Source organism: gamma proteobacterium SS-5, assembly GCA_009497875.2.
GTDB classification, from domain to species: domain Bacteria; phylum Pseudomonadota; class Gammaproteobacteria; order Chromatiales; family Chromatiaceae; genus Magnetovirga; species Magnetovirga frankeli.
Map to the genome: position 1 here is coordinate 443,437 of CP032508.2, position 18,520 is coordinate 461,956.

General features: G+C 49.4%; 16 protein-coding genes. 9 read left to right on the forward strand and 7 right to left on the reverse strand.

The features are described 5' to 3' along the window. Positions 1–34: 34 nt before the first annotated feature. The 4 genes from mnmE to rpmH form a co-directional block, all read right to left on the reverse strand. Positions 35–1,420, reverse strand: a complete 1,386-nt coding sequence (gene mnmE / locus D5125_07290) for a tRNA uridine-5-carboxymethylaminomethyl(34) synthesis GTPase MnmE (GenBank protein ID QFY89304.1) — start codon at positions 1,418–1,420, stop codon at positions 35–37. Then, on the reverse strand, positions 1,381–3,030 hold the full coding sequence (yidC, locus tag D5125_07295; GenBank protein ID QFY89305.1) for a membrane protein insertase YidC: 1,650 nt from the start codon (positions 3,028–3,030) through the stop codon (positions 1,381–1,383). The genes mnmE and yidC overlap by 40 nt, the downstream gene beginning before the upstream one ends. A 20-nt stretch (positions 3,031–3,050) precedes the next feature. Next, complete coding sequence (gene rnpA, locus D5125_07300; protein ID QFY89306.1) at positions 3,051–3,395, reverse strand: ribonuclease P protein component; 345 nt, start codon at positions 3,393–3,395, stop codon at positions 3,051–3,053. Between the two features lie 95 nt (positions 3,396–3,490). After that, positions 3,491–3,625 (reverse strand): 50S ribosomal protein L34, encoded by a 135-nt coding sequence (gene rpmH, locus D5125_07305; GenBank protein QFY89307.1) that lies wholly within the window; start codon positions 3,623–3,625, stop codon positions 3,491–3,493. Positions 3,626–3,765: 140 nt separating this feature from the next. Between rpmH and dnaA the strand changes: the two genes are divergently transcribed. From dnaA to gyrB, 4 genes are all read left to right on the forward strand, one after another. Next, positions 3,766–5,127 carry a chromosomal replication initiator protein DnaA gene (dnaA, locus tag D5125_07310; protein ID QFY89308.1) on the forward strand — a complete coding sequence of 454 codons (1,362 nt, stop codon included), beginning with the start codon at positions 3,766–3,768 and terminating at the stop codon, positions 5,125–5,127. Between the two features lie 181 nt (positions 5,128–5,308). After that, the gene (locus D5125_07315; protein ID QFY89309.1) at positions 5,309–6,412 is read left to right on the forward strand and encodes a DNA polymerase III subunit beta; all 1,104 of its coding nucleotides are present in this window, start codon (positions 5,309–5,311) and stop codon (positions 6,410–6,412) included. 3 nt (positions 6,413–6,415) lie between these two features. Beyond that, complete coding sequence (recF, locus tag D5125_07320; GenBank protein ID QFY89310.1) at positions 6,416–7,483, forward strand: DNA replication and repair protein RecF; 1,068 nt, start codon at positions 6,416–6,418, stop codon at positions 7,481–7,483. Beyond that, entirely contained in the window at positions 7,484–9,874 is a 2,391-nt protein-coding gene (gene gyrB, locus D5125_07325) for a DNA topoisomerase (ATP-hydrolyzing) subunit B (GenBank protein QFY89311.1), read from the forward strand. It begins immediately after the preceding gene. A 21-nt stretch (positions 9,875–9,895) separates the two neighbouring features. Here the strand turns inward: gyrB and D5125_07330 are convergent, their stop codons facing one another. The 3 genes from D5125_07330 to glyQ are packed head-to-tail and all read right to left on the reverse strand — an operon-like array spanning position 9,896 to position 13,603. Further along, positions 9,896–10,624 (reverse strand): 1-acyl-sn-glycerol-3-phosphate acyltransferase, encoded by a 729-nt coding sequence (locus tag D5125_07330; GenBank protein ID QFY89312.1) that lies wholly within the window; start codon positions 10,622–10,624, stop codon positions 9,896–9,898. Then, positions 10,621–12,684 (reverse strand): glycine--tRNA ligase subunit beta, encoded by a 2,064-nt coding sequence (locus D5125_07335; protein QFY89313.1) that lies wholly within the window; start codon positions 12,682–12,684, stop codon positions 10,621–10,623. The genes D5125_07330 and D5125_07335 overlap by 4 nt, the downstream gene beginning before the upstream one ends. Further along, positions 12,677–13,603 carry a glycine--tRNA ligase subunit alpha gene (gene glyQ / locus D5125_07340; protein ID QFY89314.2) on the reverse strand — a complete coding sequence of 309 codons (927 nt, stop codon included), beginning with the start codon at positions 13,601–13,603 and terminating at the stop codon, positions 12,677–12,679. The genes D5125_07335 and glyQ overlap by 8 nt, the downstream gene beginning before the upstream one ends. Before the next feature lie 210 nt (positions 13,604–13,813). Here glyQ and D5125_07345 point away from each other — a divergent pair, with 210 nt between their 5' ends. The 5 genes from D5125_07345 (at position 13,814) to D5125_07365 (ending at position 18,440) form a co-directional block, all read left to right on the forward strand. After that, positions 13,814–14,851 carry a tRNA (5-methylaminomethyl-2-thiouridylate)-methyltransferase gene (locus D5125_07345; protein QFY89315.1) on the forward strand — a complete coding sequence of 346 codons (1,038 nt, stop codon included), beginning with the start codon at positions 13,814–13,816 and terminating at the stop codon, positions 14,849–14,851. Continuing rightward, positions 14,839–15,084: a sulfurtransferase TusA family protein gene (locus D5125_07350; protein QFY89316.1), complete on the forward strand. Its 246-nt coding sequence runs from the start codon at positions 14,839–14,841 to the stop codon at positions 15,082–15,084. The genes D5125_07345 and D5125_07350 overlap by 13 nt, the downstream gene beginning before the upstream one ends. Continuing rightward, on the forward strand, positions 15,077–16,243 hold the full coding sequence (locus tag D5125_07355; protein ID QFY89317.1) for a cation transporter: 1,167 nt from the start codon (positions 15,077–15,079) through the stop codon (positions 16,241–16,243). Before D5125_07350 ends, D5125_07355 begins: the two co-directional genes overlap by 8 nt. A gap of 181 nt (positions 16,244–16,424) precedes the next feature. After that, positions 16,425–17,828: a glutamate--ammonia ligase gene (glnA, locus tag D5125_07360; GenBank protein ID QFY89318.1), complete on the forward strand. Its 1,404-nt coding sequence runs from the start codon at positions 16,425–16,427 to the stop codon at positions 17,826–17,828. 84 nt (positions 17,829–17,912) lie between these two features. Next, positions 17,913–18,440, forward strand: a complete 528-nt coding sequence (locus D5125_07365; protein QFY89319.1) for a DUF4124 domain-containing protein — start codon at positions 17,913–17,915, stop codon at positions 18,438–18,440. Positions 18,441–18,520: the final 80 nt, after the last annotated feature.

The window sequence follows — 18,520 nt, forward strand, 5'->3', positions numbered from 1 at the left end:
GTGCGGCGGGTAAGCCTAAATTTTGGCTGCCTTGCTACTTTCCAATACAAAAACGGGAGAATATTTCTCCCAAGAGGTCATCGCTGGAGAATTCCCCTGTGATCTCACCCAGGGCGGACTGGGCCAGGCGCAATTCCTCGGCGATCAATTCCCTGCCCAACTGGGCCTGATTCAGTTCCTGCGCCTGCTGAACATGACCTCTTCCCCGTGCCAAGGCCTGCAGGTGGCGCCTTCGGGCAATGAATTCCCCTTGGTCGTTTTCCCTCAGGCCTGCATTTTTTTTTATCTGCTCGCGCAAGGCCTCCATGCCCGCCCCAGTCTTGGCCGAAACCCCAATCTCAACCCAGGGTTGTTGAGATAACACACCAGCAGGGCTGAGACTGAGATCGATCTTGTTACGAATCAGGGTCAGATCGATCCCCTCAGGCAAGTCTTCGGGTATCTGCTGGGCTTCGTCCAGGCTGTCATCCAGAATCCACAACAATTGATCGGCCGTTTGCATGGCCTTGCGGGTACGCGCTATACCCAGTAGCTCAATAGGATCTTCAGATTCCCTCAGACCCGCAGTATCTATGATCTGCAGGGGAATTCCATCCAGATTGATCTGCTCATGCAAGGTGTCACGGGTAGTGCCAGGGATTTCAGTGACTATGGCCGAATCCTGACCGGTGAGACAATTCAGCAGGCTTGATTTACCCGCATTGGGCCTTCCAGCTAGAACCAGTTTGAGGCCCTCCTGCATCAGCCTACCCAGCTTGGCAGAGGCTATTACTGCATCATATTGCCCCATCAGACGGAACAGTTTCTCATGCAACTGACTGCAAGAGAGGAACTCTATTTCATTCTCACTGAAATCAAAATCTGCCTCAAGATGCAGGCGCAAATGGACCAGCTGATCAAGTAGTCCCTGAATTCGATGGGAAAATACACCGTTAAGGCTGAGACTGGCCAGTCGTGCTGCCTGACGCGATCCAGCATCGATTAGATCGGCAATGGCCTCGGCTTGGGTCAGGTCTATCTTATCATTCAGCAGGGCCCGATAGCTGAATTCTCCCGCTTGAGCCAAGCGCGCACCCAGCTTGATTGCCTGCTCAATCAGCATATCCAGAACATGGGGACTGCCATGGACCTGAAACTCTGCTACATCCTCTCCGGTAAAGCTGAAGGGTCTGGGAAAAAAAAGGCCCAAGCCAGTATCAATAAGACGATCCAGATCATCTTTAAAATGACAGAAATGGGCCTTTCTGGGAGTAAATTTTCGTTCCCCGCTTATGCGGTTAAGGATAGAGTAAGCAAGCGGGCCTGAAAGACGTACTATGCCAATGCCACCACGTCCCTGTGGGGTCGTTTGAGCGACTATAGTAGAGGCATCATTGCTGGTCAGTTGCCCTTGGCCTCTATGAGCTTGGTAATGCGCCATTGTTGCAGTATGGAAAGTAGATTATTCACAACCCAGTAGAGCACCAGGCCTGAGGGGAAGAAGGCAAAAAATACAGTAAAAATAAAGGGCAGGCTCATCATGATTTTGGCCTGCAATGGGTCTGGTGGAGCCGGATTTAGTTTCTGCTGTATGTACATGGATACACCCATGACCAGAGGCAGAATATAGTAGGGGTCTTTGACCGATAGATTGTCAATCCAGAGAATAAAGGGTGCATTGCGCAACTCGACACTTTCCAGGAGCACCCAGTACAGGGCAATGAAAACCGGAATCTGTACCAGGATGGGCAGGCATCCACCTACTGGATTGATCTTCTCCTTTTGATATAGCTCCATCATTGCCTTATTGAATTTTTCCTTGTCATCTCCATAACGCTCTTTAATCTGCTGCAAGCGCGGGGCCAGTTGACGCATACCAGCCATGGATCGATAACTGGCGGCTGAGAGTCGGTAAAAGGCCAGTTTGATCAGGACGGTTAGCAATACTATGGCCCAGCCCCAGTTACCCACCAAGTCATGGATACTTTTTAGTATCCAAAACAAAGGCTTCGCAATCACAGTTAACCATCCGTAATCAGTAGTTAATTCAAGTCCAGGGGCCACATCCTCCAAATGTTCTTGGAGTTTGGGTCCCAACCACATACGGCCAGTGAATTCTGCTGATTCGCCAGGTGCTAGATTCTTTGATGCGCTATAAAGGCCTAGGATAAAACGTTCATCAGAGGCCTTCTTGGAGTAGAAATGCTGCGGTTTATCATGATCGGGAATGAAGGCCCCCAAGAAATAATGCTGCATCATGGCAATCCAGCCACCTGTAACATCCTTTGACAGTGTCTCTTTGGCCAATTCATCAAAATCAAGTTTTGAAAATTTCTCTTCTGGGGAAAAGATAGCACCACCAGTATAGGTGTAGATAAATGCCGACTCCTGAGACATGCTGTTGTTGCCACGCATGAATTGACGATAGTCACGGATTGGCAGATCTGAGCTGGATAGGTTTTTTATTCTATGGATTAACTTTATTTCATAGGAACCACGCTGAAATTCATATATTTTTTCTACCTCAAGATTATCTGATTTCCAGCGCAACAAAACACTTAGCTCATCGGAATTCTCAGCCAGTGCATAATCTCTCTTCTCTGCCCTATAGGTCTTTTTATGATTTGGTACATCAACTGATTCATCAGATAATAGGCCAGACTGAGCAATAAAATAATTGTTTGGATTATCTGACATCAATCTAAAAGGTATATCATCATTTTCCGGAGATAAAGGATATTCCAGAAGGTCCAATTCCTTGATAGTTCCGCCCTGAGTGTCTAATTCAAGTGATAAGACATCCGTCCTGACTAGAATACGCTCACCCTTTGTGTTGTTTTGTGTAGATTCTTTACTTTCTGAAGGCAGGGAGGTATTACCTTGGGGTTCTACCCTGGCCTCAGGAATATCAGAACCTGTAGGTTTGACCGGATTTGCCTGATTTCCAACCTGTGCAGAAACGGAATTGTTATAGTCATTCTGCCAGCTTGACCATAGCATAACGCTCAGGAAGGCCAATGAAACGATCAATATTAATCGGTAGTTATCCATGGGTTATATTTCCTGTGCTGTCACTTCCCCATGAGTTTTTGCCAAAACGACTCAAGGGATTGAAATATCTGTTTGTTGCTTGCCAATCTGACTTCCTTTTTGGCAAGCACCACAATATCCAGGGCCGGCAGATCGCCCCAACTCTGTCTGAATGATTCTCGGGTCAAGCGCTTTACCCGGTTACGATCAACAGCCCGGCGTAGGTTCTTTTTTGCAATAGCCAACCCCAAGCGTGCCCTTTCTTGGTCTGAGATGGCATAAACCAGTGAAAATAACCTATCTTGGATTCTATTCCGAGCTAAAAAAACCCGATTGAATTCACCGGTCTTGGTTAACCTTTTCTGGCGTGTGTAAGCGCATGGCATAGTCGATGAAAAAATCCTTGCCTGGAATTCTATTGACTTGCTGAGACAGGATTAATTGGCATTATGGACCGCACCTGACAGATGATCCTATCAGCTTAAACGGTAAGGCGTTTGCGCCCCTTGGCGCGTCTGGCGCTGAGTACCTTGCGACCATTTTTGGTGGCCATTCTGGCCCTGAATCCGTGAGTACGTGCACGCTTAAGTACGCTGGGTTGAAAGGTTCTTTTCATAAGTCTATCTCCTGGATAATGCTATTGTGTTTAATGCTAAGATGCCGGTTGAAAAGGTGCGAGATGGTAGCGTAGTATGTTCCATTTGTCAATCAAACCTGTATAACAGCCTCAGTAAACCCTATGCAACACCTTAAAATATGACAAATAGTGAAGAAAAACTCTGCTGGCAGCAGTGCCAGGAAAGATTGCGATCAAATCTCTCAGCGCAATTGTTCAACACTTGGATATTGCCCCTACAAGCAGTGACCGAACCAGGCAGCATCATTCTGCTTGCGCCAAACCGTTTTGTATTGGATTGGGTTAGCAAGGAATATTTTTCCTTGATCAAATCCTATATTGCAGACATAAGTCATTCACATTTCAAGGTCAGACTGGAGATAGGTAGTACAAAGAAACAAAATATTTCCGATGTCAGCCCTCTCACCGCAAACGATCGTCCCTTAGCCCAGCATAGGGTTTCTACGGGGACGCAAGCCACTATCTCAAATCTTAACAAGGACTTTAGCTTTTCAACCTTTGTTGAGGGTAAATCAAATCAATTGGCGAGAGCCGCTGCTGTGCAGATAGCAGAAAACCCAGGAACAGTATATAACCCCTTGTTTGTTTATGGTGGTACTGGTCTTGGCAAGACCCATCTGCTACACGCCATAGGAAATGCCCTGTTGGCCAAGGACCCTGGATTGAAGGTCTGCTATCTTTATGCAACAGGTTTTATCAATGAAATGGTAAACTCTTTGCAGCAGGGCAATATTGAACAATTTAAGAAGAAATACCGTGATATGAATGCACTGCTGATAGATGATGTGCAATTCTTTGCCAACAAGGAAAAAACCCAGGAGGAATTTTTTCATACCTTCAACTCCTTATTTGAAAGTCGGCAACAGATTGTACTTACCAGTGATAAATATCCCAAGGAATTAAACCTGGAAGATCGACTCAAGTCCCGTTTTGGTTGGGGTCTGGTAGTAAGAGTAGAGCCCCCAGATTTGGAAACCAGGGTAGCAATTCTAAAGAAAAAATCGATAGATCTTTTTCAAACAGACCTTCCCGATGAAGTAGCCTTTTTCATTGGCAAGCGGTTTCAAGCCAATATTCGGGATGTGGAAGGTGCCTTGAGGCGGGTCATCGCAAGTACAAAGTTTACCGGCCAGGAGATTAACCTGGAGACTACCCGGCGTTCGCTGAGGGATATGCTGGCTGCTCAGGATAAATTGGTGACTATAGGAAATATTCAGAAGACAGTGGCTGAGTTTTATGGCATAAGAACCTCAGATCTATCATCCAACAGCCGCAGCAGGAATATCGCCAGACCCAGACAGATCGCCATGGCCCTTTCGCGGGAATTGACGAATCAGAGTATGCCGGAAATCGGTAAATCCTTTGGTGGAAGGGATCACACTACAGTACTCTATGCGGTACGTAAGGTAGATGAGTTACGTGGTGAAAACAGCAGAATCGATGAAGACTACAATAACCTGTTGAGAACACTGACCAGTTGATTGGACAAGTTTAATGATCCTTATCTTTACTGAATTTACAGTTTTTTTACTGGCAGCTTATCCACAGGTAAAGAGACTGGTTAAAATCTTTCGATTTTTATTTAACTAAATGAAATTAAAAAATTTTTTAATTTTATACACAGATTTCTTTTCCTTAATCTTAATAATAAGTTTTTAATTTATGCTTTTATCTATTACCAAGAAAAAATTATTCGATGTGACCCAACAGGTTTCCGGTGTCATAGAAAAAAGGCAAACGCTGCCTATTTTGTCGAATATGCTATTCGAGATCGGACAGGGGAGATTGAGTGTTGTGGGTACAGATATGGAAATTGAGGTACGTGCAGCAACTGAGATCGATACCGATACCGAAGAAGCCTTCACCGTAGGGGCGCGTAAGTTTATTGATATCATCAAACTTATTGATGATGATGCCAGCATAGAATTGGAACTGAAGGATGATCGTCTGAAGCTAAAGACGCCATCCAGTAAATTTGTTTTAGGTACATTGCCTGCAAATGGCTATCCACAGATTGAGGCATCGGCGGCCAATCATAATTTCAAGATAAAGGAATCGGCGCTGAAGAACTTGGTGCGTTTTACCCAATTTGCCATGGCTCAACAGGATGTAAGATATTATCTGAACGGCATGTTGTTTGAGATCAGCAGTAATTCATTACGCGGTGTAGCAACGGATGGACACAGACTGGCGATGGCGGACAAGGAAAAGGACAAACAAATAATTGAAAATCTACTTCAAGTGATAGTGCCCAGAAAAACTATTCTTGAATTAAATCGTCTGCTGACCTTTTCTGATTATGAGGTGGGTATTGAACTTTCATCCAATCATATTAGTTTCTATCTACCCTCGGTAAGTATCACCTCAAAACTAGTCGATGGGCGGTATCCTGATTATTTAAGAGTGATACCCGCTGATCTTGATAAAGCCATTACCTTGAACAGACAAGATCTAAGAAACAGTCTGCAACGTGCCTCTGTGCTATCTAATGAGAAGTTTAAAGGAGTACTTTTTCAGTTTACCGAAAACCATCTCACAATAAGTGCTCATAATCCGGAGCATGAAACAGCTGAGGAAACCTTGGATATAGAATATAGTTTTGATGACCTCTCGATTGGATTCAACGTTCTTTATCTCTTGGATATATTGTCTGTAGTAGAGGCCGATAATATTGTTATGAATCTGAGCGATTCTAATACCAGTGCCCTAATACATGCTGAACTGGATGAAGAAACGAAGTATGTGATTATGCCGATGCGGCTTTAATGAATGTTTCTGAAATCTGTTCATGTTAAGCAGGTTCGCAATCTGGATTCAGTAGAGATAAAGCTAGCAAAGGGAATAAATTTCTTTCAGGGCCTTAGTGGATCAGGCAAGACATCTATCCTTGAATCTATTTATGTGGCACTGCGTGGTAAATCATTTCGTGCCAGACGCTTGGATAAACTTATTCCCTTGACCAAGCAGGTTAAGCCTCAGATAGATTTGGTAGCTATTTCTGACTCAGAAGCTTCTTATAGAATTCAATTTTCCTTGAACGATTCGGCTATTCTAATCCGGATCAATGAAAGGCCACTACCTCGGTTGTCTCAATTGGCACGGCTTGTGCCTGTTCAATTTTTTGGTACTTCTGTTGCTCATTCTTTTTTTGGTATGAGGCAAGAGCGTTCTGCTTTCTTAGACTGGGGATTGTTTCACGTGAAACACGATTTTCACGATGTCCTTATTCAATATAATCGTTGTCTAAAGCAAAGAAATGAAGCTTTAAAACAAAATAATCATGCAGTTATCAAATCCTTTACGGGAAACCTTATACAACTTGCTAATAAATTAGATGAATATCGGGCTGAGCATATCAAAGATATTGGCTTAACATTATGTAAATTAGCCCAGTTGGATCTTGAATTGCGCTATTCTCGTGGCTGGTCGGTTAATAGGCCTTTAGTCGAGGTGTTAGAATCGAATCTACAAACCGATATTAAACGGGGATTTACCTCTGCTGGTCCACATTACTGCAATATAGATTTAATCAAGAATAATTATTCATTAATTGATTACTGCTCCAATGGTGAACGAAAATACTTTCTCCTCCTTCTTTATTTGGCTCAGATAGATTTGTTAGCCAATCAGACTGATAATAAGCCTATTTTTCTTTTAGATGATTTTGATTCTGAATTTTCTACAGATATTCAGGAGTTATTCTTGAGTACTCTTAAACAAAAAAATATTCAGTGTCTAATTACAGGTAATTTTTCAACTCTTGAACTAAAACGATTTTCAAACTCTGTGTTTCACGTGAAACACAGCAAGGTTTCGACTGACTCAATTGGAGAATAAATGTCATATCAAGCATCTAGCATTCAGGTACTAAAGGGTTTGGACGCAGTACGCAAGCGCCCTGGCATGTATATAGGTGATACCGATGATGGAACAGGTTTGCACCACATGGTGTTTGAGGTGGTGGATAATTCAATCGATGAAGCCCTTGCTGGGTATTGCACACAAATCGATGTGATCATCCATGCGGACACAAGTGTGACGATTTCTGATAATGGACGTGGTATTCCAGTTGATATGCATGAAGAGGAACAAGTATCTGCAGCTCAGGTCATTATGACAATTCTGCACGCTGGAGGTAAATTTAATGATAATTCCTACAAGGTCTCGGGCGGACTCCATGGTGTAGGTGTCTCTGTAGTAAATGCGCTGTCAGACCAGCTGCTATTGAATATTCACAGGGATGGAAAAAAATACTTCCAGGTGTATCACCTCGGGGTACCAGAAAAACCCTTAGAGGCTATTGGAGATTCGGATAAAACAGGTACAACAATAACCTTTAGAGCAAGCCCTGAGATATTTACAAATATCGAGTTCCATTACGATATTCTTGCAAAACGCTTGAGAGAACTCTCTTTTCTTAATGCAGGGGTCCGAATTCATTTAAAGGATGAGGGTAAAAACAAGGAGGATACTTTTGAATACCAAGGCGGTATAAAGGCCTTTGTAGAGCACCTTAATATAAATAAAATTCCTGTGCATGAAGAAGTTATCTACTTCAAAAAAAATAAAGAAGGTATTGAGGTAGAGATCGGTATGCAATGGAATGATACCTATCAAGAAAATATCTTTTGTTTTACCAATAATATTCCGCAAAAGGATGGTGGATCTCATCTTGCTGGTTTTAGATCTGCACTCACTAGAACAATGAATAGTTACATTGATCAAGAAGAATTAGCAAAAAAAGGCAAGGTTAACACTACCGGAGATGATGCCAGAGAGGGGTTGACGGCAATAGTCTCTGTAAAAGTGCCAGACCCCAAATTTTCATCTCAAACCAAAGATAAGCTGGTTTCATCCGAGGTAAAGACGGTTGTTGAAAGCCTGGTGAATGAAAGCCTTCACGAGTTTTTGTTGGAAAGGCCAAGCGATGGTCGCGCTATATGCAACAAGATGATCAGCGCAGCTAGGGCCCGTGATGCAGCCCGCAAGGCCCGAGAAATGACCCGGCGTAAAGGCGTATTGGATATTGCAGGACTACCAGGAAAATTGGCCGATTGTCAGGAGAAAGATCCAGCGGAATCCGAACTCTATCTAGTGGAAGGGGACTCAGCGGGCGGCTCTGCTAAACAGGGTAGGGACCGTAGAACTCAAGCCATTCTTCCCCTGAAGGGTAAGATTCTCAACGTAGAAAAGGCCAGGTTTGACAAAATGCTCTCCTCAGCCGAGGTGGGTACTCTGATCACGGCACTGGGATGCGGAATAGGCAAGGATGACTTTGACCCAGATAAACTGCGTTACCACCGCATCATCATCATGACAGATGCGGATGTGGATGGTGCACACATACGAACCCTTTTACTGACCTTCTTTTACAGACAAATGCCAGAATTGATAGAGCGCGGCTATATTTATATAGCTCAGCCACCCCTTTACAAGCTAAAGAAAGGCAAGCAGGAACGCTATCTAAAAGATGAGCAGGAACTTAATCAGTACCTACTTCAGTTGGCCATGGAAAATGCAGAACTGCATATATCACGAGATGCCCCGGCACTTTCAGCCAAGGCTTTTGAAGAGATAGCCAAGGAATACATTACCGTTCAATTAATTATCAAACGTCTGGCAAGGCAATATCCAGAGGAACTGGTATCACTTCTGCTTTCCACGCAGACCTTAAATACAGAGGATTTGGATAGTACAGACAAGATAGAGGCCTGGATAAGAGAGATAGAAGAAAAACTCTCACATACCAATGAAAAACGCATGTCCTTAACCCTTACTTACCATGGTGGCAAAGAGATAGAGATTAGGGCACAGACCCATGGGATCACCAATGTCACCGTACTGGATTTAGACTTTTTCAAGACCAATGAGTACCGAAAGATTAAGGGCCTATCGGACAAACTCTGGGGTCTGATCGAGCCTGGTGCCTATGTAAGGCGCAAGGATAAAAGCCAGGAAATCAGTAATTTTGGCCAGGGCTTGGATTGGCTGATGGAAGAAGGCAAGCGGGGAATAAGCACCCAACGCTATAAGGGTTTGGGTGAGATGAATCCAGATCAACTCTGGGAAACCACTATGAATCCCGATAGCAGACGACTGCTTCAGGTACGCATAGAGGATGCCATTGGTGCCGATGAAATATTCACTACCTTGATGGGCGATGTGGTTGAACCCAGAAAGGAATTTATCGAGCGCAATGCAATGGCGGTAGAGAATCTAGATATCTAAGGTTAGAGAGGATAGATTGGATTAATGCTTAGTTGAACCAACCAATCTATCCATTTCAGATTCTATCTGTTGCTCAATTCGAGTACCAATTTCTCTAGCCTTGAGTCCCTGGGTAGGGATGGGTTCACCGATTACGAGTTGAACAACTCCAGGTTGGATGATAAAACCCTTAGGCCAGAGCAAACCGGCATTGTGGGCTATGGGTATTACCTGCGCCTGGGAGCGTTCGGCCAGCATGGCACCACCCTGATGGTACTTGCCTTTGCTACCAAATGGAGTGCGTGTTCCCTCCGGAAATATGATCACATTAAAGCCTTGCTGTAGGGCCACAATGCCCCTTTCAAACAAGGTGCTCAATGCCTTCTTGCCTTGGGAGCGATCAATGGCTATCTGACCTGTTGCCCTGAGCGCCCAGCCAAAAAACGGATAGGCGAGCAACTCCTTTTTTAATACCCAGGCTTGATTCCACGGAAGTAGCCCGCGCAGGGCTATGGTCTCCCAAGCGGATTGATGCTTCACCATGATGATACTGGGTACCTCAGACTGATGCAGTTTTTCAAGACCGCGAACCTCATAGGATAGACCACAGATAAATCGCAATAAACCCAGATTGACCCACCCCCAGTGGGTAGCAATACGAGACAAAAAACCCTTCTGAAGAAAAGGGGAAAGGATAAGTATCAGGCTGGCATAAAGGGCAACACTGACCCCCATGCAGACCAGATAGAGGATAGAGCGCAGCAGGGTCACAGGCAGGTTAGATCAGCAGGGGCAAGCAACAACAGGCGCAACTGATCCAGCATTGCCAAGCGATTAAGACGCAGTTCGGTATTTTCATCCATAACCATGACAGCCTCAAAAAAGGCTGCAACCGGGTCTTTCAGGCTTAGCAACAGACCCAGCGCATTCGCGAAGTGCCCCTCCTGCACCGCTTGCTCGATCTCTGTATGCACTGCTTGCAAGGCGTTGAACAAGGCTGTTTCCTCTACCTGCTGGAACAGATCTGCTGAGGGTTGGCCAAGGTCATGCTCATCTTGTTTACGCAGGATATTGTTAATTCGCTTGTTCAATTCAATCAACTCGGCAGCTGCCTGTGTTTGAGTAAATTCACTGATGGCCTGAATCTTGGCATTCATCTCGGCAAAGGATGAGGGGCAGGTAGCCAAAACGGCCTGAATGCTGGAAAGGCTAAAGCCCGCATCCAGATAGACCGCCTTGATGCGTTCGATGAAATAATCCTCAACCTCACGGCTATCACCTATCTGGGATCTCGGTTGATTATTCAGTGAGGCCTGGATCAATTCCCTGAAATTTATCAGCGGCTGATAATTTTTCAGTATACGAATGATACCTATGCTGGCACGCCGCAAACCGTAGGGATCCTTATCGCCACTGGGTTTCAGGCCTACAGAGAAGATACCGCACAGGCTATCCATGCGATCTGCCAGGGCCAAGCATTGACCAATCTGCCCCTTGGGTAAATCATCGCCGGCATGTCTGGGTAAATAGAACTCAGCCAGGGCAGTGGCAATTTCTTCATCTTCGCCATCGCGAAGCGCTTGATACCTACCCATGTGACCCTGCATCTCTGGGAATTCATAGACCATCTCGGTAATCAGATCGCAACGGCTGAGCAGGGCAGCACGATCAACAGCCTGGATATCGGCTCCAGTCCTTTCTGCCAACCAATGTGCAAGCTTCTGAACTCTGAGGGTCTTGTCGAAAAGTGAACCCAGATCCTTCTGAAAGGTAACCTGAGAAAGTCGTTGCACCCTGTCTTCTAAACGGATCCTGCCATCTTGCTGCCAGAAGAACATGGCATCGCTCAAACGTGGACGAATAACCCTTTCATTGCCTTCTTTGATCAATTCGGGTTTTGGGCTATCGATATTGGCAATGGTGATGAAATGATTGGCGAGTCTGTGTTGGGCATTGTATAAAGGAAAGTATTTCTGGTTCTGCTTCATGGTCAGTACCAGGGCCTCTGTCGGCACCTGCAGAAAACCGGCATCGAAGGAACCACTGATGGCAACAGGCCATTCGGTTAGAGCGCAGACCTCATCCAACAGGTGGGTATCTAAATCCACTTGCAGACCCAGACGCTGCGCACTTTGCTCAATCTGCTTGGCTATGCTGGAACGGCGCTTGCTAAAATCGGCAATCACCTTACCTGGTTCCTGTAAGCGGGCCTCATAATCTGCTGGGCTGTCCAATTCAATGGCTTGGGGGTGATGAAACCTGTGCCCATGGGTATAGGCAGCGGCCTGAACACCATACAGGGTACAAGCCACCGTTTGATTGCCAAAAAGAAACAGCAGCCAGTGGACAGGACGCAGAAATTGAAAATCCTGATTGCCCCAGCGCATACGTTTGGGGATGGGCAAGCTGGCCAGGGCCTGCTCGGCAATGTGCGGTAGCAGATCCCGGGTTAAGGAGCCTGGCTTGATGTAGCTATGCCCCATCCATTCACCCTGATCGGTTTTTATGCTTATCAGTTGACTTGGATCCACCTTGCAAGAGCGGGCAAAGCCCAGCAGGGCCTTGCTGGGCTGACCATGCTCATCAAAGGCGACCGTTCGGGCAGGTCCACGCCGCTCTATCTGCTGATCAGGCTGACGGCATTCCAATTGGCTGATCATCAGGGCCAGGCGGCGTGGGCTTGCAAAACTTTTTATGCTGGAATAGTTGAGCTGCTCTTGCTCAAGCCCTTGGGCAAAACCTTGTTGCAGGGCATCGGCTAACCTGAGCAGGGCCTTGGGGGGTAGTTCCTCGGTGCCAATTTCAAACAGCAGATCGGCGCGATCAGACATTGGCAGGCTCCTGAGTCATCTTGTTCATGGGAAATCCCAGTTTTTCTCTGGCTTCATAGTAGGCCTGAGCCACGGCGCGGGCCAGGGCGCGTACGCGCAGGATAAAGCGTTGACGTTCAGTGATAGAGATGGCATGTCGGGCGTCCAGCAGATTAAAGCTGTGAGAGGCCTTGAGAACCTGTTCGTAAGCCGGCAGGGGCAGATTGGCGTTGATTAGTTGATTGGCCATGCGCTCGCATTCATCGAAATACTGAAACAGAAACTCCACATTGGCCTGCTCAAAATTGTAGGCGGATTGTTCCACCTCATTCTGATGGAATACATCACCATAGGTCACAGGACCATTCGCCCCCTGGGTCCAGATCAGATCAAATACGCTCTCTACACCCTGCAGATACATGGCGATACGTTCCAAGCCGTAGGTAATCTCCCCGGTAACCGGGCGGCAGTCAAGCCCCCCCACTTGCTGAAAATAGGTGAACTGGGTAACCTCCATGCCGTTGAGCCAGACCTCCCAGCCCAGACCCCAGGCACCCAGGGTGGGTGATTCCCAATTGTCTTCCACGAAGCGAATATCATGCACCAGGGGGTCAATACCCAGCATCCGCAGGGAATCCAGATACAAATCCTGGATATTCGCCGGTGAGGGCTTGAGAACCACCTGATACTGGTAATAGTGCTGAAGGCGGTTGGGGTTCTCGCCATAGCGGCCGTCCGTGGGGCGGCGTGAGGGCTGTACATAGGCGGCACTCCAGGGCTCGGGACCTATGGAGCGCAGGAAGGTAGCAGTGTGAAAGGTACCGGCACCCATTTCCATATCAAAGGGCTGCAGTACCACGCAGCCCTGTCTTGACCAATAGGACTGAAGTGAAAAAATCAGTTCCTGAAAGGTAAGCAGTTGTGATTCATCGTTATTCATATACATTCAAAATGCTTGCTATCTGTTTGATTAAGTGAATTATATCTTATTTATAAAGCATACAGTATCAATTTATTGACAAGGACGATAGCCTTGCGTCCCGTCAAGGGATCTCAAATCCTTTAGCAAGCATTGGCTCGGCCAGGCCCAAGCCCACGCCCTAAGGGATTTTCGACCTTATGCATACCCTATCCAGCCAGATTGTAAGCCATGAAGCATAGAAAGAAAGCCGTTGTACTGATTTCGGGGGGGCTGGACTCCATGCTCGCCGCACGCGTCATGCAGGAGCAGGGGATCAGGGTCGAAGGGATCAATTTCTATACGGGATTCTGTGTTGAGGGGCATACCCGGGCGATACGAAACAGGGGCGCAAAACAGCGCCACAACGCCCTCTGGGTGGCAGAACAACTCAAAATAAAGCTACATATAATCGATATCATGGAAGAGTATAAGGATGTGGTCCTCAATCCCAGATACGGCTATGGTGCCCATCTCAACCCCTGCCTGGATTGCAAGATCTTCATGGTGCGCAAGGCGCATGAATGGATGCTGCAAAATGGCTTTGATTTCATAGTCAGCGGTGAGGTCAAGGGCCAGCGGCCCATGTCCCAGCGTAAGGAAACCCTGCCCCTGATAGCCAGGCATTCCGGTGCCGATGACCTGCTGCTGCGCCCTCTGTGCGCCAAATACATGCCTGCTACCTTGCCCGAACGGGAGGGCTGGGTGGATCGAGAAGGCTTGTATGGCTTTACCGGCCGTTCGCGCCGACCGCAGATCCAGCTGGCCAAATCCTTCGGCATCCAACAATGGGCGCAACCGGCAGGCGGTTGCTGCTTTTTGACCGATAAGGACTATTCGGTGAAATTGGCCGATCTCTGGGCATCCAGAGGGGAACGCCACTACGAGATCGACGACATCATGCTGCTCAAGGTGGGTCGGCACATACGCCCGGCAGAGAATTACAAACTCATCGTCGCCCGCGAGGAAGGTGAAGTAAAATACCTGCAAGGCTACCGCAAGGACTACGCCCATCTGGACAGCGAAAGCCATCCCGGTCCGCTGGCGCTGATCGATGGCGAGCCGGGGCCGGAGCAGATCGAACAGGCGGCGCGCATCCTGGCCCGCTACGGACAGGGCCGCGAAGCTCAGCAGGTGGGTATCTCCCACACCGACCGGCAAGGTCAGACCCGCCTGCTGCAGGTGGCCCCCCTGCACCCCGATGACCTGAAAGCGGACTGGTTGCTGTGAAGGTCTCACTGGATGCCCGCCGCCTGCTCTGCCCCTTGCCGGTCATCCGGGTGCAGGAAAAGATGGGGCAATTGCACGCGGGTGATCAATTGCAGCTGATCTGCACCGATCCTGGCACCCTGCAGGATATCCCCGCCTGGTGTAGGGTGCAGGGTCACAGCCTGATCGCGCAGCGTCAGGAGGGCGATGAATACCACTTTCTGCTCCAGGCAGAGGAAACCGAAGATGAATGAGATAACGGATGCAAAGGAGCGCAGCGGTGCTGCGCAGCGGGTGACCCTGATCGGTGCCCTGATCAACCTGTTACTCTCGGTGATCAAGATCATCATCGGCTACACGGCCAGCTCCCAGGCCCTGATTGCCGATGGCATACACTCCCTATCGGATCTATTTTCTGATGCCGTGGTCTGGTTGGCGGCGCGCCAATCCATCAATCGGCCGGACCGGGATCACCCCTATGGCCATGGCCGTTACGAGACCCTGGCCACCCTGTTTCTGGGCACCTTGTTGCTGTTGGTGGCCATTGGCATAGGCTGGGATGCAGCGGAGCGCCTGTTCAACCCCGATGAATTGCTGATCCCCGGCGTGTTGGCCATCTATGCCGCCCTGGCCTCGATCCTGGCCAAGGAGGCGCTGTACCATTACACCCTGCATGTGGCGCGGCAAAGTCGATCCAAGTTGCTGGTGGCCAATGCCTGGCACCATCGCTCGGATGCCATCAGCTCCATCGTGGTGTTGATTGGCGTGGCTGGGGTCATGGCTGGGCTTGAATACCTGGACGCCATCGCCGCCATCGCGGTCGCCCTGATGATCGCCAAGATGGGCCTGGAACTGGGCTGGGAGGCCATGCAAGAACTGGCCGACCGGGCCCTGGCAAAGACTCGGGTAGAGGAGATCAGGCACTGGATCGGCCAGGTTGGTGGGGTACGGGATGTACACATGCTGCGCACCCGCAGCCTGGGCGGGGATGCCTCGGTGGATGTCCATGTGCTGGTAGAGCCGCGCATCAGCGTCTCTGAAGGGCATTTGATCAGCGTATTGGTAGAGACCGGCCTCAAGCAGCACTTCGATGAGATCATGGACGTCACCGTACACATAGACCCAGAGGACGACGAAGACCCGCCCGATGGGCCCATCCTGCCCCAGCGCTCCCAGGTGGTGGCCGACCTGAGGCAGCGCTGCGCTGATCTGCTGCCGGACCTGAACAGCCTGGACCTGGTACTGCACTACCTGAACGGTCAGGTCCATCTGGAACTACAGTTGAATGATGCCGCAGTGGCCGAGCAGGACCTGGCCGCCCGCCTTGGTGATCTGGGTTATCTGGGCTCGATCAAACTGCTACGCACAATTCAGGTGCAAGACCCAAATAAAGCGCACCCTAATGGTGCGTAGGTCAGGGCTTGCGACGAAAAAATCCCCTTCAGCGTCGGCAAAGTCCCTGGCTCAGATTAAAAAAACCTATTAAATCAACAGCCCTGATCTTGACCCATGAGGCTGGCACAATTACTGCTCACACTTGCAGCGAAACCCCGCAACAAGCGGATAGTTAAACCCCGGTTGGAGACCCTAAGCAATGTCCAAAGTCATCGATATCATCAAGGAAAACGAGGTCAAATTTGTTGATTTTCGTTTCACCGACACCCGTGGCAAGGAGCAGCACCTGAGCGTGCCGGCCCACACCATAGACGAAGAGGTATTTACCGACGGCAAGATGTTCGATGGCTCCTCCATCGCAGGCTGGAAGGGCATCAACGAATCGGACATGGTGCTCATGCCCGACGAAAACACCCTGGTGCTGGACCCCTTCACCGATGAGGTCACCCTGAACATCCGCTGCGATATCCTCGAACCCAGCACCATGCAGGGCTACGAGCGCGATCCCCGTTCGGTGGCCAAACGCGCCGAGGACTACCTCAAATCCACCGGCATTGCCGATCTTGCCTTCTTCGGCCCTGAACCCGAGTTCTTCATCCTGGATGACATTCGCTGGGGTGCAGACATGAGCGGTTGTTTTGTCAAAATCGATTCGGAAGAGGCCGAATGGAATTCGGAACGGGTGTACAACGACGGCAACATGGGCCACAGGCCCACGGTCAAGGGCGGCTATTTCCCGGTCCCCCCGGTGGACTCCCTGAACGACATCCGCAGTGCCATGTGCCTGGCCATGGAAGAGATGGGTGTACCCGTGGAGGTCCACCATCACGAGGTGGCCACCGCCGGCCAGTGCGAGATAGGCACAAAGTTTTCAACCTTGGTAGAGCGGGCCGACTGGGTACAGATCCAGAAATACGTCACCCAGAACGTGGCCCACGCCTACGGCAAGACGGTCACCTTCATGCCTAAGCCCATCGTCGGCGACAACGGTTCCGGCATGCATGTCCACATGTCCCTGGCCAAGGGCGGGGAGAACCTGTTTGCCGGTAACAAATATGGCGGCCTGTCCGACCTGGCGCTGTACTACATCGGCGGGGTGATCAAGCACGCCCGCGCCCTTAATGCCTTCACAAACGCCTCCACCAACTCCTACAAGCGTCTGGTGCCCGGCTTTGAGGCCCCGGTAATGCTGGCCTACTCGGCCCGCAACCGCTCTGCCTCAATCCGCATCCCCTACGTCACCAACCCCAAGGGACGCCGTATCGAGGTCCGTTTCCCCGACCCCACCGCCAACCCCTACCTGGCCTTTGCCGCGCTGATGATGGCCGGGCTGGATGGCATCCAGAACAAGATCCATCCCGGTGAGGCCATGGACAAGGACCTCTACGACCTGCCGGCGGAAGAGGCCAAGGCCATCCCCACCGTCTGTCACTCACTGGATCAGGCGTTGGAGTCGCTAGATGCCGATCGGGCATTCCTCACCGCCGGCGGGGTATTTACCGATGACCTGATCGACGGCTACATCAAATTGAAGATGGATGAGGTCACTCGCCTGCGCATGACCACCCATCCAGTGGAATTCGATATGTACTACAGCCTCTGATCGAAGCACTGGCAGCACAACAGACAAACGCCCCGCAAGGGGCGTTTTTTTGCCCAATGCCAGACAATTCACTAGACTAGCCCCATGCACCCTCTATTTATTGCCCTGCTGCTCTTGCCCCAGCTGCTCTGCGCCGCTGAGGTATATCGCTGGACCGATGCCCAGGGCCGGGTCCATTTTGGCGATGAGTACCCAGATGGGCAGGCAGAGGTCAAACCGCCAGAAAAGATCAAGCTCAAGCAACCCAGCGTCTATACCGCACCGCCCCCCGCCACCCAGCCGGAAACGGCCCAAAAGGCGAAGGAAGCGCCCATCGCATACCGGCTGGAGATCCTCTCCCCCAGGCCGGAGCAAAGCATCCACAGCGCCGCAGGCATAGTCCAGGTACAGGCCCGGCTGAGACCTGCCCCGGAGCCAGGCCTGGAGTTCCAGTTCCTGCTCGACGGCCAGGTCCGGGCCCGCGGTCCGCAGCCCTCAACCCAGCTGAGCGGCGTCCAGCGTGGGGCCCATGATCTGCAGGTCATAGTGCGTGATGCCGAAGGCCGCCGCCGAGCCGCCAGCCGCCTGATCAGCTTCTATCTGCACCAACCCAGGGTAAAAAAGTCTCCATAAGCCTCAAGCCCCTGCCTGCATCCCCCTATGCACCAAAATAGTGCATAATCCCCACTTAAACAAAACCCGCGCAGCCCGAG

Bases quoted from the DNA above. Each gene is read 5' to 3' on its own strand.
- glyQ (QFY89314.2), bottom strand. From the start codon at position 13,603: ATGAATAACGATGAATCACAACTGCTTACCTTTCAGGAACTGATTTTT.
- D5125_07335 (QFY89313.1), bottom strand. From the start codon at position 12,684: ATGTCTGATCGCGCCGATCTGCTGTTTGAAATTGGCACCGAGGAACTA.
- D5125_07345 (QFY89315.1), top strand. From the start codon at position 13,814: ATGAAGCATAGAAAGAAAGCCGTTGTACTGATTTCGGGGGGGCTGGAC.
- gyrB (QFY89311.1), top strand. From the start codon at position 7,484: ATGTCATATCAAGCATCTAGCATTCAGGTACTAAAGGGTTTGGACGCA.
- D5125_07315 (QFY89309.1), top strand. From the start codon at position 5,309: ATGCTTTTATCTATTACCAAGAAAAAATTATTCGATGTGACCCAACAG.
- mnmE (QFY89304.1), bottom strand. From the start codon at position 1,420: ATGGCGCATTACCAAGCTCATAGAGGCCAAGGGCAACTGACCAGCAAT.
- rpmH (QFY89307.1), bottom strand. From the start codon at position 3,625: ATGAAAAGAACCTTTCAACCCAGCGTACTTAAGCGTGCACGTACTCAC.
- recF (QFY89310.1), top strand. From the start codon at position 6,416: ATGTTTCTGAAATCTGTTCATGTTAAGCAGGTTCGCAATCTGGATTCA.
- yidC (QFY89305.1), bottom strand. From the start codon at position 3,030: ATGGATAACTACCGATTAATATTGATCGTTTCATTGGCCTTCCTGAGC.
- D5125_07365 (QFY89319.1), top strand. From the start codon at position 17,913: ATGCACCCTCTATTTATTGCCCTGCTGCTCTTGCCCCAGCTGCTCTGC.
- dnaA (QFY89308.1), top strand. From the start codon at position 3,766: ATGACAAATAGTGAAGAAAAACTCTGCTGGCAGCAGTGCCAGGAAAGA.
- D5125_07355 (QFY89317.1), top strand. From the start codon at position 15,077: ATGAATGAGATAACGGATGCAAAGGAGCGCAGCGGTGCTGCGCAGCGG.
- rnpA (QFY89306.1), bottom strand. From the start codon at position 3,395: ATGCCATGCGCTTACACACGCCAGAAAAGGTTAACCAAGACCGGTGAA.
- glnA (QFY89318.1), top strand. From the start codon at position 16,425: ATGTCCAAAGTCATCGATATCATCAAGGAAAACGAGGTCAAATTTGTT.